This is a genomic window from Algoriphagus algorifonticola (genome assembly GCF_007655305.1).
Taxonomy (GTDB): domain Bacteria; phylum Bacteroidota; class Bacteroidia; order Cytophagales; family Cyclobacteriaceae; genus Algoriphagus; species Algoriphagus algorifonticola.
In genome coordinates, this window is record NZ_VLOG01000001.1 from 21,587 (window position 1) to 37,342 (window position 15,756).

The window sequence follows — 15,756 nt, forward strand, 5'->3', positions numbered from 1 at the left end:
AGTGGGTATTAAAGGTCTTCTACAAAAAAGATAGCATTTTGATTCAGGTCATACAGGCCAAATTCATGGGTTCCCCAAGGAGTATTCAAGCGAAGCTTATCTGGAGGGATCACTCCTTTGGTGACTAAAGCTTCGAAATAGGTTTGGATGTTTTTTACAAAAATCCGGACGACTGATCCCCCCAACAAGGGGTCCTCAGGAGTATCAGCATGCCATTGAAGATGAAGCCAAATCTCATTTAGCCTAATTCCTGCATACATCCCATCTCCAAACTCCCTACTGAATCCCAAGTTATTGCTATACCATTCCACATCTCTTTCGATATTCTGGGAGGGAAGGACAGGGACTGCTTGGAGAAACTCAGTGGTCACGATATGTCAAAGTGTTTGTTGTAATCTTTCCAAAATCTCCCGGATTTCCACGATGCTTTCCCACTCTCTATCCCGCTCTCCATGTTCAATGCCTACATAGCCGTGATAGTCATGGGAAAGAACGATTTTCATCATCCGCTCATAGTCCAATTCAGACTCATTTCCGGCATCATCCCAAACTTTCGGCTTGAGACTCACTCCGGTAGCCAGTGGCATGAGTTCGTCTACTCCTCGATAGGAATCGTAAGAAACTTGATTTCCATCCACTGCTCCAATTCTAAAGTTCCCGAAATCTGGAAGGGTTCCCGCCAATGGATGTTGAACATTCCGGATAGTTTCTGCCAGCCATTTTCCATTGGAGGAAAATCCTCCGTGGTTTTCGATCACGATATGGGTCCCATAAGGAGCCGCAAATTCACAAAGCTGCCGAATGCCGTCGGTTACCAATTTGGATGCTTCGGTCGCATCAGCAGGGTTTTCCGACCAGGCAATATCTGAGTAGCCGTTAACTCGTACAGTATGACATCCCAAAAATTTTGCAGCCTCTATCCATTTTTTATGTTTTTCCACGGCTTCTTTCCGGTCTGCATCGGATCGAGCTCCCAACATCCCCTCCCTATCTACCATAATCAGAACCTGAGTAATCCCTTCATTTTCGCAGCGGGTATTCATTTCTTTCAAATAGGTCTGATCCTGGGCTTTGTCCATAAAAAACTGGTTCACATACTCCACGGCCTGGATGCCATGCTTTTTAGCTTCCAAAGGAAAATCCAAATGATCCAGTTGCTTAGAGAAAAGGAGTCTGTTGACCGACCATTCCGCCAGGGAGATTTTAAACAAGAGGTCGGACTTATTTTTGGCTAAAGTCAATTGAGGAAGGCCCAAGCCAAGGGCGGTTGCGGCCAAACTGGAAGTTTTGAGGAAGGTTCTTCTATTGGTCATAGGGAATTGGGTTAATGGTTTTTGAGTTAGTAGTAAAAGGAATAGGATAAGTTAAGATTTTTGAAGAAGATTGCTTTGAAGTATTTGGATAATATGCTGGCAGACTGAATGGTAGTTTGTGGCGAGAACTCAGAACCTGCCTTCTGCCTACTTTTCAGATTTATCACTTTAGCCTTCAGCTTAATTAAAACTCCCATCCAGCTCGATATTCCCTTGTCAGCAAGCGATTGGCCTCTTCATCATTGGTGATCTTGACCAAGTTGGCGTCAAATTCAACCTTTTTGCCAGCTCGAAGCGCTACAGCTCCCAAATTAATCGTATCAGTAATGCACTGGGCTCGGGTAAAGCTCCCCGGGGTCTGTCGCTTTTCCAGCATGGCATCTACCCATTGGTCGGTTTTACGGTCTACTTCCCGGGAATTAATCCGTTCGGAATCTCGGTCTGCCATCATGGTACTTTCCGGTAAAAGCACCGGATTTTCTCCTCGGAACCCTCCCAGGATTTTTCCTTTAGAACCCAGGATCAATAAACCTTCCTCGGGAGTGTCTTTTCCATCGACTTCCAATTCTTCACAGGCAAAGGGCTTCATTCCCCCATCATACCAAAAAAGGTCAAATGCAGGTAGTGAGGCTTGGGCAGGAAAATTCCATTTAATAGTGCAGCTAGCCGGAAAGGCGACGTCATTCTTTACCCACTGATAGACCTGATTGATTTCCTCACGGGTAGTAGTGCCAAAAGCCCGAGCGGAAACAGGACTTCGATCGATGCCCAAGGTTTCAAAAAGCGGAAATAAGCTGTAATGCCCCATATCCGCCACCGATCCTCCGCCGAATTCATACCAGCCCCGGAAGACGTTATGCGTATAGTTTTTGTGATAAGGGATATCCGGCACAGGCCCAAGCCAAAGCTCCCAATTCAATCCCTCTGGAATAGCTTGAGCTTCTGAAGGTCTCTTGGTCCACTGCTGCCAGACAGGGCGATAGGACCAGTTGTGGATTTCCTTCAATTCGCCGATCAATCCCGAATCCATCCAGGCTTTAATCTGTCGGTATTCAGGTCTGTCCGACCATGCCAGAAGATGAGTAACTAATCCGGTATCTTTCGCCTTTTGGATGACTTTTCTACCTTCCAAAAGTCGGTTGGCGATGGGTTTGTGTGTGACCACATGCATTCTCTGATCCATAGCTGCCAAAGCAATCGGCGCATGAGTATGGTCGGGAGTCATGATTTTGACAGCGTCGATTCCTTTTTCTTTAGCAAAAAGCTCCCGATAATCCTCATAGCTAGCGCAACCCTTGTATTTGCCAGAAGGCTTATTTTTGGCATAAAACCTCTCCACATATTCCTGTCCTATGTCCCGCCCTCCTGGGATTCCGGGTTTTCCTTCCCACCAAGTATCGTCACCAAGGGTTTCTCGGATATCGTTTCGGATGCCGTGAGGAGACCAATCGATGTAATCGGTGGAAAATTTATTCACATCGCAGACGGCGACCACCCGAACTTTAGGATTTTGTAAAAGTGATCCCATTTCCCGTAAGCCTTGAGTTCCGCAACCAATATTGGCTACCGTCAATTGATCGGAAGGAGGGATTTTCCCTAGTCCAGCAATCACATTAGATGGCACAATACTAAAAGAGGCGGCGAAGGTGGCAGTAGAGGCCAGAAAATCGCGGCGGTTGATCTTTGACATGGTTTAGGTCTTTTGGGTTTGAAATGGAATTTAAGGAATTCCGATTAAAAAAGTTTGCTTATCCCTCTAAGGTCATTTGCTGGCAAAGGCTTGACTATCACTAATACAAGCCTCCAAGGGTTTTTATTTTTTCAATATTGACAAAATTGATACGTCATAAACCAAAAAAGGTAAACCCTTGGAGGGTTCTATAAAGACATTCAAAGAATCTAGGTAAAATGTCAGAATTATCAAAAACGGATTTGATCTATTAAAATATTCGCTGCTGTATTTTTCTTCGCCAGTTGCTCTAGTCCGTTGTATCTTAGTTTCAGCTAATTTCAAAATCCCTTAGTTAATTAACACTTATGACTACTTCTTTGAAAAGAATCGAAAAGGAAATCATCCAAAACTGGAAAGTTATTTTGGTTCTCGGGCTTTTATTTCTTTTGATTTGGAACTATCCGGATATTAAGCAAGGAATTGTAGACGGGTGGAGAGCGTATTAAGTAATTCTATTGCTGGCCCCCCTTCTGTTCCAAAAGCTGGGCAAAATCCTATTAACCATCCAAGGACTTTGCTTTTTCTTGAGCTGCCAATCTTTGACTTTCTGACCTACTCTGACGCAGGCTAAAAATTTATCGGAAAAGCTTATCTTATGAAGTTAAATACTTCTGTCATGCAAAAGCTTTTCTTCCTCACCCTGATCAGTTCTGTTCTTTTCTCCTGTCAGAAACAATCCTCAGAACCCAGCCAAATAACAAATCCCAAGCGTCCCAATATTGTCTGGATCGTTTGTGAGGATATGTCTCCCGAGCATTTGGAATCTTATGGAGGCACAGGTGGAAAGACGCCACACTTGAATGCTTTGGCAGCCGAATCCTTACAATACCAAAATGCCTTTTCCACAGCAGGAGTCTGTGCTCCCAGCAGGGCAGCTTTGATCACCGGAGCATATCAGAGTTCCATTGGCGCCATGCATATGCGAACCACCGGAATGTCTGCCAACGCCTTAGATGCCTATCCTCCTGGGTTTAAAAGTTATTCCGTTGTATTGCCAGAAGGTATGCGCACCTATCCAGAATATCTCCGGCTCAATGGCTATTACACCAGCAACAATTCCAAGGAAGATTACCAGTTTCAAAGCCCGGTGACCATGTGGAATGAAAGTGGCAATAAGGCTCATTGGAGAAACCGCAAAGATCCCGATCAGCCGTTTTTCTCCATTTTCAACTTTACCATTACTCATGAGTCTCAGGTTTGGGCACGGGAAGGAAAGGATAGCCTGTTGGTCGATCCAAAAAAAGTAACAGTCCCCCCTGTGTACCCCGATGATTCCCTGACCAGAAGGACTATTGCCCGATTTATTACCAATGTGATGCGGATGGATCAGCAGGTGGGAGAAGTTATTGCCCAGCTCAAGGAGGATGGGCTCTATGAGAATACCATCATTTTCTTTTACTCTGACCATGGTGATGGGATGCCCTATTTCAAGCGGGAATTGTACGATCGGGGTTTGAAAGTGCCTTTGTTGGTCAAAGCTCCTTGGATAAAAGGCGGGACGAAAACCGAGGAGCTGGTCAGTTTTGTGGATTTTGGGCCTACTGTACTTTCGCTTGCGGGAATTCCAATCCCCGAGACGATGCAGGGTCAGGCGTTTTTGGGACCTCAGAAAGCAGAACCTCGGAAATATGTCTATGCAGCTCGGGATCGTATGGATAGTGAATACGATCGGGTTAGAGCTGTTTCTGATGGTCGTTTTAAATACATCCGAAATTACATGCCCGAGAAGCCTAACTATCAAAATATCCGCTACCGGCTTCAAAATCCCTTGATGGGACATCTTTTGCAACTGAATGAAAAAGGGAAGCTTAATGAAAACCAAGCCCGCTGGTTTGCCCAAAATAAGCCCGAGGAAGAACTCTACGACACTCAATCTGACCCTTGGGAATTTACCAATCTGGCAGGCAATCCACACAACGCTGAAAAGCTTGCTGAGCTACGCAAAGCCCATGAGGACTGGATTGCGAAGTATGGAGACAAAGGTGCCCTGAATGAAATAGAAATGGTCAAAGCGATGTGGAATGGAGCGGAAAATCCACCGGTCACTGCGGAGGCTGAGGTAAGTTTCTCCGAAGGGAAGGTCACCCTTTCTTGCCCTACACCTTCAGCTCTGATCGGCTGGAGAAAGTCCAGTGGGGATGCTTGGAAGGTTTACACCGGGCCTTTTGAGGCGACAGCAGGAGATTCACTGTATGTGAATACCCATCGGATAGGGTATGAGGCGGCGGAGATTGCTAAAAAGTTGGATTAGATTAGCCGTCCTGCTTTCGAAAAAACTGAATATCAAATTTAATTTTAGGGTATAATGATCTGTTCTAAGTCAGTTTGATCTCCCCTCCAAATATTGAGATCAATTCGTTCCCCAATACCTGGAAGGCTTCCCTTTTCGGTAAATTGCCAAATCAACCAGCCGCGGGTTTGAGGCTCCTGAACTCGATTATAATTAGCAATCCAAATTGGATAGTGATCAAATCCTTGATTGTGCAGTACCTCCCAGAAAAACTTATCTCCCGTGTAAATCATGGGTTTCACCTTGTAATGAGCCTCCACGATTTTTAGCCAATTCTTCAAACCCTCCCTTAATTTTTCTTTGGGCTGGATAGTACTGTGCTTTTCAATATCCAGCACAGGAATCAAGTCTCCTTTAACAAGCTTGGTATTTCTGATGAAGTTTTGAGCTTGCTTACTACTATTTTCATTCGGGCGGTAATAATGATACGCTCCTCTTTTCAAAGGTAAATTAGAAAAGCCTTTCCAATTCTCTTGGAATCTTGCATCTATCCCGTCTTCGCCCATGGTTGCTCTTACGAAAACAAATTGCACACGATGATTTTCAAGTTGCAATTGGAGCCCCGCAAAATTGATCCTGCCTTGATATTGACTGACATCTATTCCCAAAATGCCTGCTGGGAAATTTCTAAAAACGTGCTGCAACTTCAGTTCCTCTCTAAAAGGAGGAGCAACCCGGATGTATTCACCTAAACTCCGATTAATCTTCTTTTGGAATGTTGAAAGGTATAGGCCAATACTTACTAAGAGAAAAAACAAACCGACGATGAGCCAGGACCAAAATTCTGAATTTTTCTTTCGGGGCATAGAAGGATTAAAACTCTCGTAAATATGAAAAAAGAATATTTAATTCGAAAGACCTCTTAGCGAGTCTAAAAGATTTAGGTCAGTTTAGACAGACGGAATCCAGCTCGCCCCATAAAGGGTTGAATTAGATCTCGGGTTTTGTTGGATATTGGGATTTGGCAATGCAAGAATATACTTCACTTAAAGTCAGAAAGGTGCAAAGAGTTGAAATCTAGCCCCTTTTTAGGGCTGTTTTTTTTAATTTCTGAACCCAAAACTCTGAGCCTTTAGCATCCAGACCTAATCCTCTACTTTATCTCAAAAACAGCCGACTCCCAAGGTCCAAAGTCCAAGTCAATCTCCGCACCTGTGCCAGTCACACGAAGCATGGTCTTCTTTTTTCCAAACATGACTTCTTTGATCTCCCTCTCTCCTTTTTCCAGATTCCATGCTTTTAACAATTCTGAAGAAAGTTTCAAGGTGGTCTTGATCGATTGAAACTCATCGAAGTTGGTCACTACGATCAGCTTTTGACTTTCATCCCAGCGGGCAAAAGCAAAGGCCTTGTCGGTGTATGCTGGATTTTGGGTTCGGTTGAAGGAATGTAATTCCAAATATTCTCCCATCAAGGCGGGGCTGTTTCGGGTAAAGTTCAGCACTTCGGAGTAGTAGTTTCGCAGCGCTTTTTCATTATCTGAAAGTTGGCCTCCGTCAAACTTCCCTCCATTCATCCACTTCTGATGTTGAGGAACCCCAATGTAATCGAAAATGGAGGTTCGGCTGGGTTGCCCAAATCCAGCCATTTCCGCTCCAGGCTCCCCAACTTCCTGCCCGAAATAAATCATGGTCGGAGAAGTAGAAACTGTTGCTGAGACCACCATAGCAGGCATGGCCTTCCAAGGATTCCCCGCAAACTCCGGACTGGCGATGCGCTGCTCGTCATGGTTTTCCAGGAAGTGAAGCATGTGGTGCTCAATATCACAATGGGACTCAAAAATCGCAGGGAGATAATCCGTCGACCCATGCCCGTACATGATGTTTTTCAGGCTGTCATAGAGCTCTACTTTATCGTAGAGGTAATCCATTTTTCCCTTGAAAAGGTAATCGCGATACAAGGCAGGCTGATAGACCTCTGCCATCAAAAAAGCATCCGGCCTGGTCTTTTTGATATGGGAGTTCAGGTAGGACCAAAACTCCACCGGGACCATTTCTGCCATGTCGAAGCGAAATCCATCCACTCCTTTACCCAACCAAAACTGGGTAATGTCTTTAAACTTTTTCCAAGAATCCGGGACATCCTTTCCCTGCCAGAACTCATAATGCGCTTTCCAATCCAGGGAATCTGCTTTTGCGGGTAACTCTGGGAAATCCTTGGCACCGTCTGGCTTGATCCCATAATTAATCTTAACCGTCTCGTACCAGTCGTAAAAATCCGGCTGAGCCAATCGGGAACCGTTGCCTGTCCATTTGACGGGGTTTTCATCAAACTTTCCGTCTGAAAGAGGATGCTTTTCACCGCCCAAAGGTTGGTAGCCCTTTTTAGGTTCGGGTACCCGAAAGGCTTCTCCCGGGATATAATAGAAGTTGTTATCTCTGGCATATTCCACAGAAGTGTCATCATCCGCTCCAAAATCACGAACTCCTTCAGGGTTGTTTTTTCCCTCGTAATAGCGTGACACATGATTGGGTACAATGTCTATGATTACCTTCATTCCATGCTTGTGCGTTCGGGCGATCAGCGCTTCAAATTCCTCCATACGCTTGGTCACATCCACCGCCAGATCAGGATTGACTTGGTAGTAATCCCGTACGGCATAGGGTGAACCTGCGCGGCCTTTGATCACATCCGGATCATCTGAACTCACACCGATCTCCGGAAAATCCCCGATCACGCCATGATGAGGGACTCCCGTGTACCAGATATGGGACACCCCTAGCTTTTTGATTTCTTCCAAAGCGGTATCTGTGAAGTCATTGAACTTCCCTACTCCATTTTCTTCCTTGGTTGCCCAAGGTTTGTTGTTTGTATTGGTATTGCCAAAAAGTCGGGTAAAAACCTGATAGACAACAATTTTTTGAGAATTCATGGGCTCTTCAGTTAGTGAAGTTGTTTGCTTACAGCTGGTGAAGGCTAGAAACAAGATGATAAAGCTAAAAAGAGAACAATAGTATTTCATAAAATTAATAAAAGAAGTCCGAGGGTGACCTTTGGTAGGGGCTTGTGGTGAAATTAATACAATAAATTTGTCTTCTTATTACCAGTCCACAAATGAAATACCCAATCCAATGGTAGTCTGCCGATGATTGTAATCAATCATGGTTTCCCCATATCCATCAAAAATCTGGAAGTGCCCTCTAAGATTTGCGCGAATAGGAAACACATAATTTAGTTGAGCACTTCCACGGTTATTCTTTATAGAAAGGGAGTTGGTAGTAATAAGGTAAATGCTGTGGTTTCCAAAGGTATAAATTACGTTTGCCTCAGCCCTACCAATAAAATCAGATATCAGTGGATTTTCATCCTCCTCATCAGGAAGCCTTACCCAAGGCCTAAAAACCAAGATCCAATTGCCTCGTTCCAAGCCGGCATGAAAAATTATCCTATTCCAACTTCGGGACCTAGGGAGATCCCTTCCATTGGATTGGTGATTCATGGAGATTCCCAAAGTTCTGGCATCAAATCCAAGTATTTTAGCTCGGATACCAAAGTTCAACATGAGCTCCGGCTCATAATTTAACTCACGGAATGGTCTGGAAATACTGGTGTTGTAGATTTGCCAATGTGCTCGCTGGGTGTATGCCAGCCAAAGGTCACCATGACCCCAAAAGATGGATTGTAACACCTTAGTTTTAAAGCTTAGTTGAAACTTCGCTTCGTAGTTATTATAGTCCGTAGGAGTAGGGACTGTATAATTTGGATTTTCACTTTGAGGTTGTTTGTTTGGATTACTCGACCATCTTCCAGCTGTAATATAAAACGGCTTATAAGACGTCAATCTGAAAGTCCCTTTTTGAAATTCGGGTTCCAGCTCCCATCTTTCAGCTAAAGATTTTGAAATGATTTTATCATTTCTATAAAGTACATTTTGGGCAAAATTACTTGTGCAAAAACAAACAAAACCTATTAAAAGAACCCATCTCTTCATTTCCTTTTCGATTATTGTAGATAGATCGATAACCCAAATTCGAAGAAAAACACCATTTCACAAATTCACTGACGGGTTAACCGGTATAGTAAAATCGTATTTCTTTTGATCAGATCAGGGAACTGTCTCATATTGATGGTTTCTCCCGGGGCATGGGCACCTGATCCTGAAGCTCCCAAACCATCCAATCCTGGTAAAATATCAGCCACATAAGCTATGTCAGCAGCACCTCTGCTTCCTGGATCACCAGGTTTCACTTCGCCAAATCCCATATCCAAACTCACCTGGTTAAGTACAGTAGCCAATTCGTAGTTTTCTTCCCTTGGGCTCATGGAGGGAATGCCATCTCGGAAGGTAATCTCAGCATCGGTTTGATTGAGGTTTCGATCGACGATTTCCTGCATTTTGGCACGTGTTCGTTCTTTTTGTTTTTCACCCAAAAAGCGTAGATCTCCGGTTACCAAAGCCTCTCGTGCAACGATGTTGGTTTTGCCCAAAGCTTCTCCTTTTCCAGTTTCTGAATTATAGGAAATATCCGATCCCCCTATGATCTGTCCAGGATTAAAGGTCAGATACTGCTCTCCTGCAAGCTCTTTTTGAAATTCAGTCAAAATTCTGGCAGCCTCATAAATGGCTCCGTATCCAACTCCTTCACGAAAAACCCCGCTGGAGTGGCTTTGACGGCCTGTAGTCTTCAAGGTCCATCCGCTGGAACCTCTTCTAGCTACTGTCACAGAGTTGAAACCCTGGGCTGTTTCGTAGCCTAAAGCGATATCATGAGATTTAGATCGCTCGATAAAGTCCCTGCGGGAAAGCTCATTGTCACCCGAACTCTCCTCATCCCCCATAAAATACACGGTGATGGTTCGATCATCCAAAAGTCCGAGTTCATGAAGCGCTTTTAAGCTCGCAAAAACGAGCACATCCCCTCCTTTCATATCATTAGCACCCTGCCCAGTCGCAGTGCTGTCATTCAGCCAGGTAAAAGGTGTAAAAGGCATATCCTTTTCAAAAACTGTATCGATATGCCCAATCAGGAAAAGCTTTTTGCCTTTAGTTCCCTTTCGGGTAGCCACAAAATGCCCGGCACGGTTCACTTCTGCAGGAACTTCCACCCATTCAGTTTCAAAGCCGATTTTTTCAAATTCACGGGCGAAAACACGGCCTACTTCTCGCACGCCTTCTTTATTGAGCGAGCCGGAATTAATGTTTAATACCTCTTCCAGCAAAGCAACGGTCTCTTGGTAGTTTTTGTCAACCAGTTCCAGAAGCTTTTTCTCCTCTTTACTGAGTTTTTGTTGAGCAAATGTCAGAAAAGGCAGAATGGCCAAGATGATGATAAAAGCAGATTTTTTCATAGGTGGAAAAATAGGGGAAATTATGAGTTGGGGCAAGATTTAATATTTAATCCTAAATCATTTTTGGAAGGGATTTAATACAGATCGTGCCGTTGGCACTCTGAATAGGACCACGCCACCAATTGCCCAGGATTGAATTCTGGCCTGCCTGCCGAAGGCAGGGCTACTAAAAGAAATGCCTATGGCATTAATTCCTCAAAGGTTTCAAGACCTACTCAAAGTAATTTCTTGCCTAAGCACCAACGGTGCGTTCTTTATTAACCCCAAATTCAATTTGGGGTCCTAATAAAATATACCAACCCAGAGCCCCAACGGGGCGATCTGTATTGTACATCAAATATTAAAGCATTCCCAGCAAAGCAAAAGGAACGATTTGATCAGCACCGCGCATAAGAAGCTAAGATTAAATTCAAATTTTTTCTATTTTCGAATCAAACCAAGTCCTCAAAACTTCGTTACTTCAAGAAAATCACCAAAAATCATATTTATGAAAACCCTGTTTGCAAGTCTTTTCCTTATCCTTTTTACCTCTCTTTCTCTTCAAGCACAAAATGCAGATGCAATTTTGGGTGTTTGGAACAATACGGAAAAAGACGCTAGAATTGAGATCTATAAGGAGAATGGTAAATATTTTGGCAAAATCGTATGGCTTAAAGAGCCTACCGAAAATGGAAAACCCAAGCTGGATAAAAACAATGCAGATAAGTCCTTGAGAAACCAACCAGTCATGGGGATGAAACTTTTAAAAGGATTTGTTTACGACGATGGATCTTGGGAAGATGGGACGATTTATGATCCCAAAAATGGCAAAACCTATTCCTGCGTAATGAACTTGAAAAACCTGGAAGTTCTGGAAGTGAGGGGATATGTTGGGTTTTCTATGCTCGGAAGAACCGTAGAGTGGACTAAGCAAAAATAGTCTTTCCTCCTCATCCCTTTTTAAATTTAACTCTGTTTTCACCAAAAAATTGGCTAAACTTAGGTTGAATAAACCTATTGTAAATGGCCAATTTTAATATCGATGCAGACAAAACCCTGACCTATGACGCCATTGTCATCGGTTCGGGAATCAGCGGAGGCTGGGCTGCAAAAGAACTTTGCGAAGCCGGTCTCAAAACCCTCGTATTAGAGCGGGGACGTATCGTGGAGCATGTGGTGGACTACCCCACTATGACCTTAGACCCTTGGGAGCATGAGCTTCGGGGAGGCTTGACTCCAGAGCAAAAAGCTAAACACCCCAAAGGCGGAAGATCCGGATTTATCGGAGCTTTCAACGAGCATTTCCATGCTAATGACCTCGAAAATCCCTACACCGAAGTCAAGCCTTTCATGTGGGTCAGAGCTCATCAAATGGGCGGTAGATCTTTGCTTTGGGGTAAGCAAACCTATCGATGGTCTGACTTGGACTTTGAGGCTAATGCCAGAGACGGGCATGGGGTAGATTGGCCGATTCGGTACAAGGATCTTGAACCTTGGTATACTCATGTTGAGAAATTCGCTGGAATCAGTGGGGAAGCTTTGGGACTGCCTCAACTTCCGGATTCCCATTTTTTACCTCCTATGGAATTGAATTGTGTAGAAAAACACGTCAAGGAGCGAATTGAAAAGGATTTCAAGGGAAGAAACATGATCATTGGTCGGGTTGCCCACTTGACAGAACCCTTGAATGGTAGAGGAAAGTGTCAGTTCAGAAACCGATGCGACAGGGGTTGTCCTTACGGGGCCTATTTTTCCAGTAATGCGGTTACTCTCCCTGCAGCTAATGCAACAGGTAACCTAACCATTCGGCCTTTTTCCATTGTGCAGTCCGTCGTTTATGATGAGCAAAAAGGAAAAGCTTCAGGTGTAAGAATCATTGATGCGGAAACAAGCGAAGAAATTGTGTACAAGGCTAAAATCATTTTTGTCAATGCCTCTACCTTAAGCACCACCCAGATTTTGATGAACTCTACTTCTAATCGTTTTCCAAATGGCTTGGGAAATGACAGCGGAGAACTCGGACACAACTTGATGGATCATACTTATCGAGTCGGTGCCATGGGGACTGTGGAAGGTTTTGAAGATCAATATTACAAAGGCCGGAGACCCAACGGAATTTACATTCCCCGCTACGTTAACCTCAAAGATGGCCCTCAATCCGACAAGTTTGTGCGAGGATTTGGTTTCCAAGGTGGCGGAGGAAGATCCGGATGGGGAGCAGGAAGCAATCAGGAGGATTTTGGAGGGGATTTTAAAGACGGCTTGATGAAACCCGGTCCTTGGGAGTTTTTTATCACAGGCTTTTCAGAATGTCTTCCTTATCATGAAAATCAAGTCTATCTCAATAAAGATGTCTTGGATAAATGGGGGCAACCGACCCTATCCATCGATGCGGAATGGAAAGCCAACGAACTGGCTCTCAATGATCAGGCACGTCAGGATGCCAGGGAAATGCTGGAAAGGGCAGGTCTAAAGGATATTATGGAATTTGACAACAAGCACGAAATGGGTTTTGGAATCCATGAAATGGGTACAGCCCGAATGGGAAGAGATCCCAAAACGTCGGTGCTAAATGGAAATAATCAGGTGCATGGCTGTGAGAATGTCTTTGTCACTGACGGGGCATGTATGACTTCTTCCTCCTGCGTCAATCCATCCCTGACCTACATGGCACTCACGGCGAGAGCCGCCAATCATGCCGTATCTGAACTCAAAAAACTCAACCTCTAAGCCATGAATAGACGCGACGCAATCAAAAAATCAGCTTTGGCACTGGGAACAGCAGCCGGTGCTCCGACCTTGCTCAGCTTACTTCAGGCTTGTGCCAAAACAGATCGATTGACTTGGACTCCTCAATTTTTGAGTGAAGATCAAGCCAGATTTATATCTTCTTTCGTGGATTTCCTTTTACCAAAAACTGAAACTCCGGGAGGATTAGATGTGAAGGCAGATGTATTTATAGATCTGATGTATGCTAAAACTTATGATGAAGCAGGGCAAAATCAGGTTGTTGCGGACATTGAAAAATTCAATGCCGATTGCAAGACAGAATATGGTAAAGTCTTTGCTGAACTTTCGACAGAAGACAAAGCAAATTGCTTCAAAGAGCATGAGGCAAATTCTCCAAAATTCCCTAAAACTGTTTGGGGAGGTGCGGTGGGACCTCGTGAACCAGTGGGATTCTACCGAGGATTGAAATCTACTGTACTTTGGGCTTATTTCAGTTCGGAAGAGATTGGTAAAAATGTCCTGAGCTATGATCCAATCCCTGGAGAATACCGAGGATGTATGCCTCTATCAGAGGTAGGGAATATTTGGAGCTTGTAGGATTTTAAAGAACCGTAAAACTCCCATAAACAAAAAAAGGCAAGGTCAACAAACCTTGCCTTCTGTATTAATTTTTATGGATATCCGCTTTCTTACAAGTATTGACAAAAATACAGCTTATTGTCTGCTGAAAGGATCAGAATCCGGAAGCTTCGCCTGCCAGGCCGTGGCTGGGTCTTCGGTCATGGGTCGCCCGTGCTGAGCGAAGTCGAAGCATCCAGCCAGTCAAACAAAGAAAACATGGTAAGTAGCAAGATTGCGGATAATCTGATATTTTAATTTCCTATTTATTTGAAAAAACCATTTCAGCCTTCATTTTCATAGGAATTCGCATTCCATCGGGCATTTGCGGATTTCCTTCCATTATTGTGGTACCTTCCACCTCTTGAGACACTTTTGCTTCATATACCCAGCCGGTTTTTTTGTCCACTAAAATGTCAGATTTAACCTTACCATTCATTTCAGAGCGAACACTCATTCCTTGCATCTCCATGGGAACTGGGTTACTGCTTAGGCTTGCTTCTCCCGAAATTCTGTGGTGAGCATCATCCGAACCCAGATAGGTATATTGGGTATTGACCAAAGCATTGATGGAAGAATTAAGCTCACTTTCAATGTTCCAATTATCCCCCACTGCTACTTGCTGAGCTGGATAAATAGCCAAAATCATTTCAAGGTTTCCTCTTAGGCTTTCTTCTCCAAAAGTCCCTGAAACTTGCTCCTTCATTTGCTCCATTTGCTCTTGGCTCATTCCAGGAAAATCAGTAAACATCTTTTCATATAGATTTTCAAAACCACTCATTTCCTGAATCCTTCCCAATTGATTCATTTTCACGTTGAAGGGTACTCCCACTATGTTGGTAAACATCTTGGACATAGGATTAGAGTCATCTCCGCTTTTCAGGCTCATCCCTCCCATTGGCATTTTCATATCCATTTCCATGGAATTGTACTGTACTTCCATGTCATAGACTCCATCTTTGAAGTCAACTACTTTGAAACTTAATTCCCCGATCAAATTCATTTCGATATCCATTTCCATCCCCTGCACATTTTGGGCAATTGACATGGAAGTATTGGACTTTTGGAAGTAAGTTTCATTTACCTCCAAGTTTAATCGTAGATCAGTTTTCTGTGCAAAAGCAGCTAGAAAAAACAAATACAAGAAAAAAGAAAAGAAGAGCTTTTTCATCTGTTTATAATTTGTTTTTCAGTGGTCAGATGGAATCTCGCACCACTTATAATCATGCCTGTGTGTGAGGTTTTCCCTCGTGCTCGATTTCATCTGTTTATATTTTGATTTTTAGAGGTCAGATGGAATGCCCTACCCCGATTTATCGGGGCATCCCCTTGTGTGAGATTTTTTCTCATGGGCATTTCATAACAATGATTTAGTTTATTGGCTCAAATAAAAGCTATTTTTACAAGAAAAATTAGTCCGAAATGAATTATCGCAAATAATTTCTTTCAAAAATCAGGGGGCTATACTCATCAATCTGCTACTTTTTTCCCCACTTGACTCCTCCAAGTATGTGATTAGCCTCCCAAAATGCCCCATTTCGCACTTGGCACCCACTTTGGCTTTTCTTTACCCAATCCATACCAAGGAAATTTTTATGATGAATATAGATTTGCAACATATACTGGCAAGCTATTGGGAAGAGGTAAAAACAAAATTAAAAGCCCATCATCCAAGCCTTACAGAAGATGATTTAAGTTATATTAGAGGTAGAGATGAGGAGCTTTTTTTGAGGTTGGAGAAGCGGCTGGGTAAGACTGCCGATGAAATCAAAGAAGAATTAAGAAAATTCTAATACCAATCAATT

14 protein-coding genes are annotated in these 15,756 nt (G+C 43.5%); 6 read left to right on the plus strand and 8 right to left on the minus strand.

The features are described 5' to 3' along the window. Nucleotides 1-8 precede the first annotated feature (8 nt). The 3 genes from FL972_RS00115 to FL972_RS00125 form a co-directional block, all read right to left on the minus strand. A complete protein-coding gene (locus tag FL972_RS00115) occupies nucleotides 9-371 on the minus strand; it encodes a VOC family protein (protein ID WP_144602161.1) in 363 nt (120 codons plus the stop codon). Nucleotides 372-377: 6 nt separating this feature from the next. Beyond that, nucleotides 378-1,313, minus strand: coding sequence for a TIM barrel protein (locus tag FL972_RS00120; RefSeq protein WP_144602162.1), 936 nt, complete (start codon nucleotides 1,311-1,313; stop codon nucleotides 378-380). 184 nt (nucleotides 1,314-1,497) lie between these two features. Continuing rightward, on the minus strand, nucleotides 1,498-3,003 hold the full coding sequence (locus FL972_RS00125; protein ID WP_144602163.1) for a Gfo/Idh/MocA family oxidoreductase: 1,506 nt from the start codon (nucleotides 3,001-3,003) through the stop codon (nucleotides 1,498-1,500). 347 nt (nucleotides 3,004-3,350) lie between these two features. Between FL972_RS00125 and FL972_RS19340 the strand changes: the two genes are divergently transcribed. Both FL972_RS19340 and FL972_RS00130 read left to right on the plus strand, forming a co-directional pair. Beyond that, the gene (locus FL972_RS19340) at nucleotides 3,351-3,491 is read left to right on the plus strand and encodes a hypothetical protein (protein WP_186299960.1); all 141 of its coding nucleotides are present in this window, start codon (nucleotides 3,351-3,353) and stop codon (nucleotides 3,489-3,491) included. A gap of 149 nt (nucleotides 3,492-3,640) precedes the next feature. Further along, nucleotides 3,641-5,296 carry a sulfatase family protein gene (locus FL972_RS00130; RefSeq protein ID WP_250161249.1) on the plus strand — a complete coding sequence of 552 codons (1,656 nt, stop codon included), beginning with the start codon at nucleotides 3,641-3,643 and terminating at the stop codon, nucleotides 5,294-5,296. Between the two features lie 44 nt (nucleotides 5,297-5,340). Here FL972_RS00130 and FL972_RS00135 read toward each other — a convergent pair whose 3' ends face one another. The 4 genes from FL972_RS00135 to FL972_RS00150 form a co-directional block, all read right to left on the minus strand. Continuing rightward, nucleotides 5,341-6,141: a glycoside hydrolase family 25 protein gene (locus FL972_RS00135; RefSeq protein ID WP_144602165.1), complete on the minus strand. Its 801-nt coding sequence runs from the start codon at nucleotides 6,139-6,141 to the stop codon at nucleotides 5,341-5,343. A 287-nt stretch (nucleotides 6,142-6,428) separates the two neighbouring features. Beyond that, nucleotides 6,429-8,207 (minus strand): alpha-amylase family protein, encoded by a 1,779-nt coding sequence (locus tag FL972_RS00140; protein ID WP_250161250.1) that lies wholly within the window; start codon nucleotides 8,205-8,207, stop codon nucleotides 6,429-6,431. Between the two features lie 168 nt (nucleotides 8,208-8,375). After that, nucleotides 8,376-9,266 carry a phospholipase A gene (locus FL972_RS00145; protein ID WP_144602167.1) on the minus strand — a complete coding sequence of 297 codons (891 nt, stop codon included), beginning with the start codon at nucleotides 9,264-9,266 and terminating at the stop codon, nucleotides 8,376-8,378. Nucleotides 9,267-9,331: 65 nt separating this feature from the next. Beyond that, complete coding sequence (locus tag FL972_RS00150; protein ID WP_144602168.1) at nucleotides 9,332-10,624, minus strand: M20/M25/M40 family metallo-hydrolase; 1,293 nt, start codon at nucleotides 10,622-10,624, stop codon at nucleotides 9,332-9,334. A gap of 487 nt (nucleotides 10,625-11,111) precedes the next feature. Here FL972_RS00150 and FL972_RS00155 point away from each other — a divergent pair, with 487 nt between their 5' ends. The 3 genes from FL972_RS00155 to FL972_RS00165 all read left to right on the plus strand — a co-directional run bounded on the left by FL972_RS00155 (nucleotide 11,112) and on the right by FL972_RS00165 (nucleotide 13,930). Continuing rightward, the gene (locus tag FL972_RS00155) at nucleotides 11,112-11,543 is read left to right on the plus strand and encodes a DUF2147 domain-containing protein (RefSeq protein ID WP_144602169.1); all 432 of its coding nucleotides are present in this window, start codon (nucleotides 11,112-11,114) and stop codon (nucleotides 11,541-11,543) included. A gap of 83 nt (nucleotides 11,544-11,626) precedes the next feature. Further along, the gene (locus FL972_RS00160) at nucleotides 11,627-13,333 is read left to right on the plus strand and encodes a GMC oxidoreductase (protein WP_144602170.1); all 1,707 of its coding nucleotides are present in this window, start codon (nucleotides 11,627-11,629) and stop codon (nucleotides 13,331-13,333) included. Between the two features lie 3 nt (nucleotides 13,334-13,336). After that, complete coding sequence (locus FL972_RS00165; RefSeq protein ID WP_144602171.1) at nucleotides 13,337-13,930, plus strand: gluconate 2-dehydrogenase subunit 3 family protein; 594 nt, start codon at nucleotides 13,337-13,339, stop codon at nucleotides 13,928-13,930. Nucleotides 13,931-14,213: 283 nt separating this feature from the next. On the opposite strand, the gene FL972_RS00170 is transcribed toward FL972_RS00165, so the two are convergent. Next, nucleotides 14,214-15,122: a DUF6263 family protein gene (locus tag FL972_RS00170; RefSeq protein ID WP_144602172.1), complete on the minus strand. Its 909-nt coding sequence runs from the start codon at nucleotides 15,120-15,122 to the stop codon at nucleotides 14,214-14,216. A gap of 424 nt (nucleotides 15,123-15,546) precedes the next feature. On the opposite strand from FL972_RS00170, the gene FL972_RS00175 reads away from it, so the two are divergent. After that, nucleotides 15,547-15,744: a general stress protein CsbD gene (locus FL972_RS00175; RefSeq protein ID WP_222115991.1), complete on the plus strand. Its 198-nt coding sequence runs from the start codon at nucleotides 15,547-15,549 to the stop codon at nucleotides 15,742-15,744. The last annotated feature ends 12 nt before the right edge of the window (nucleotides 15,745-15,756 follow it).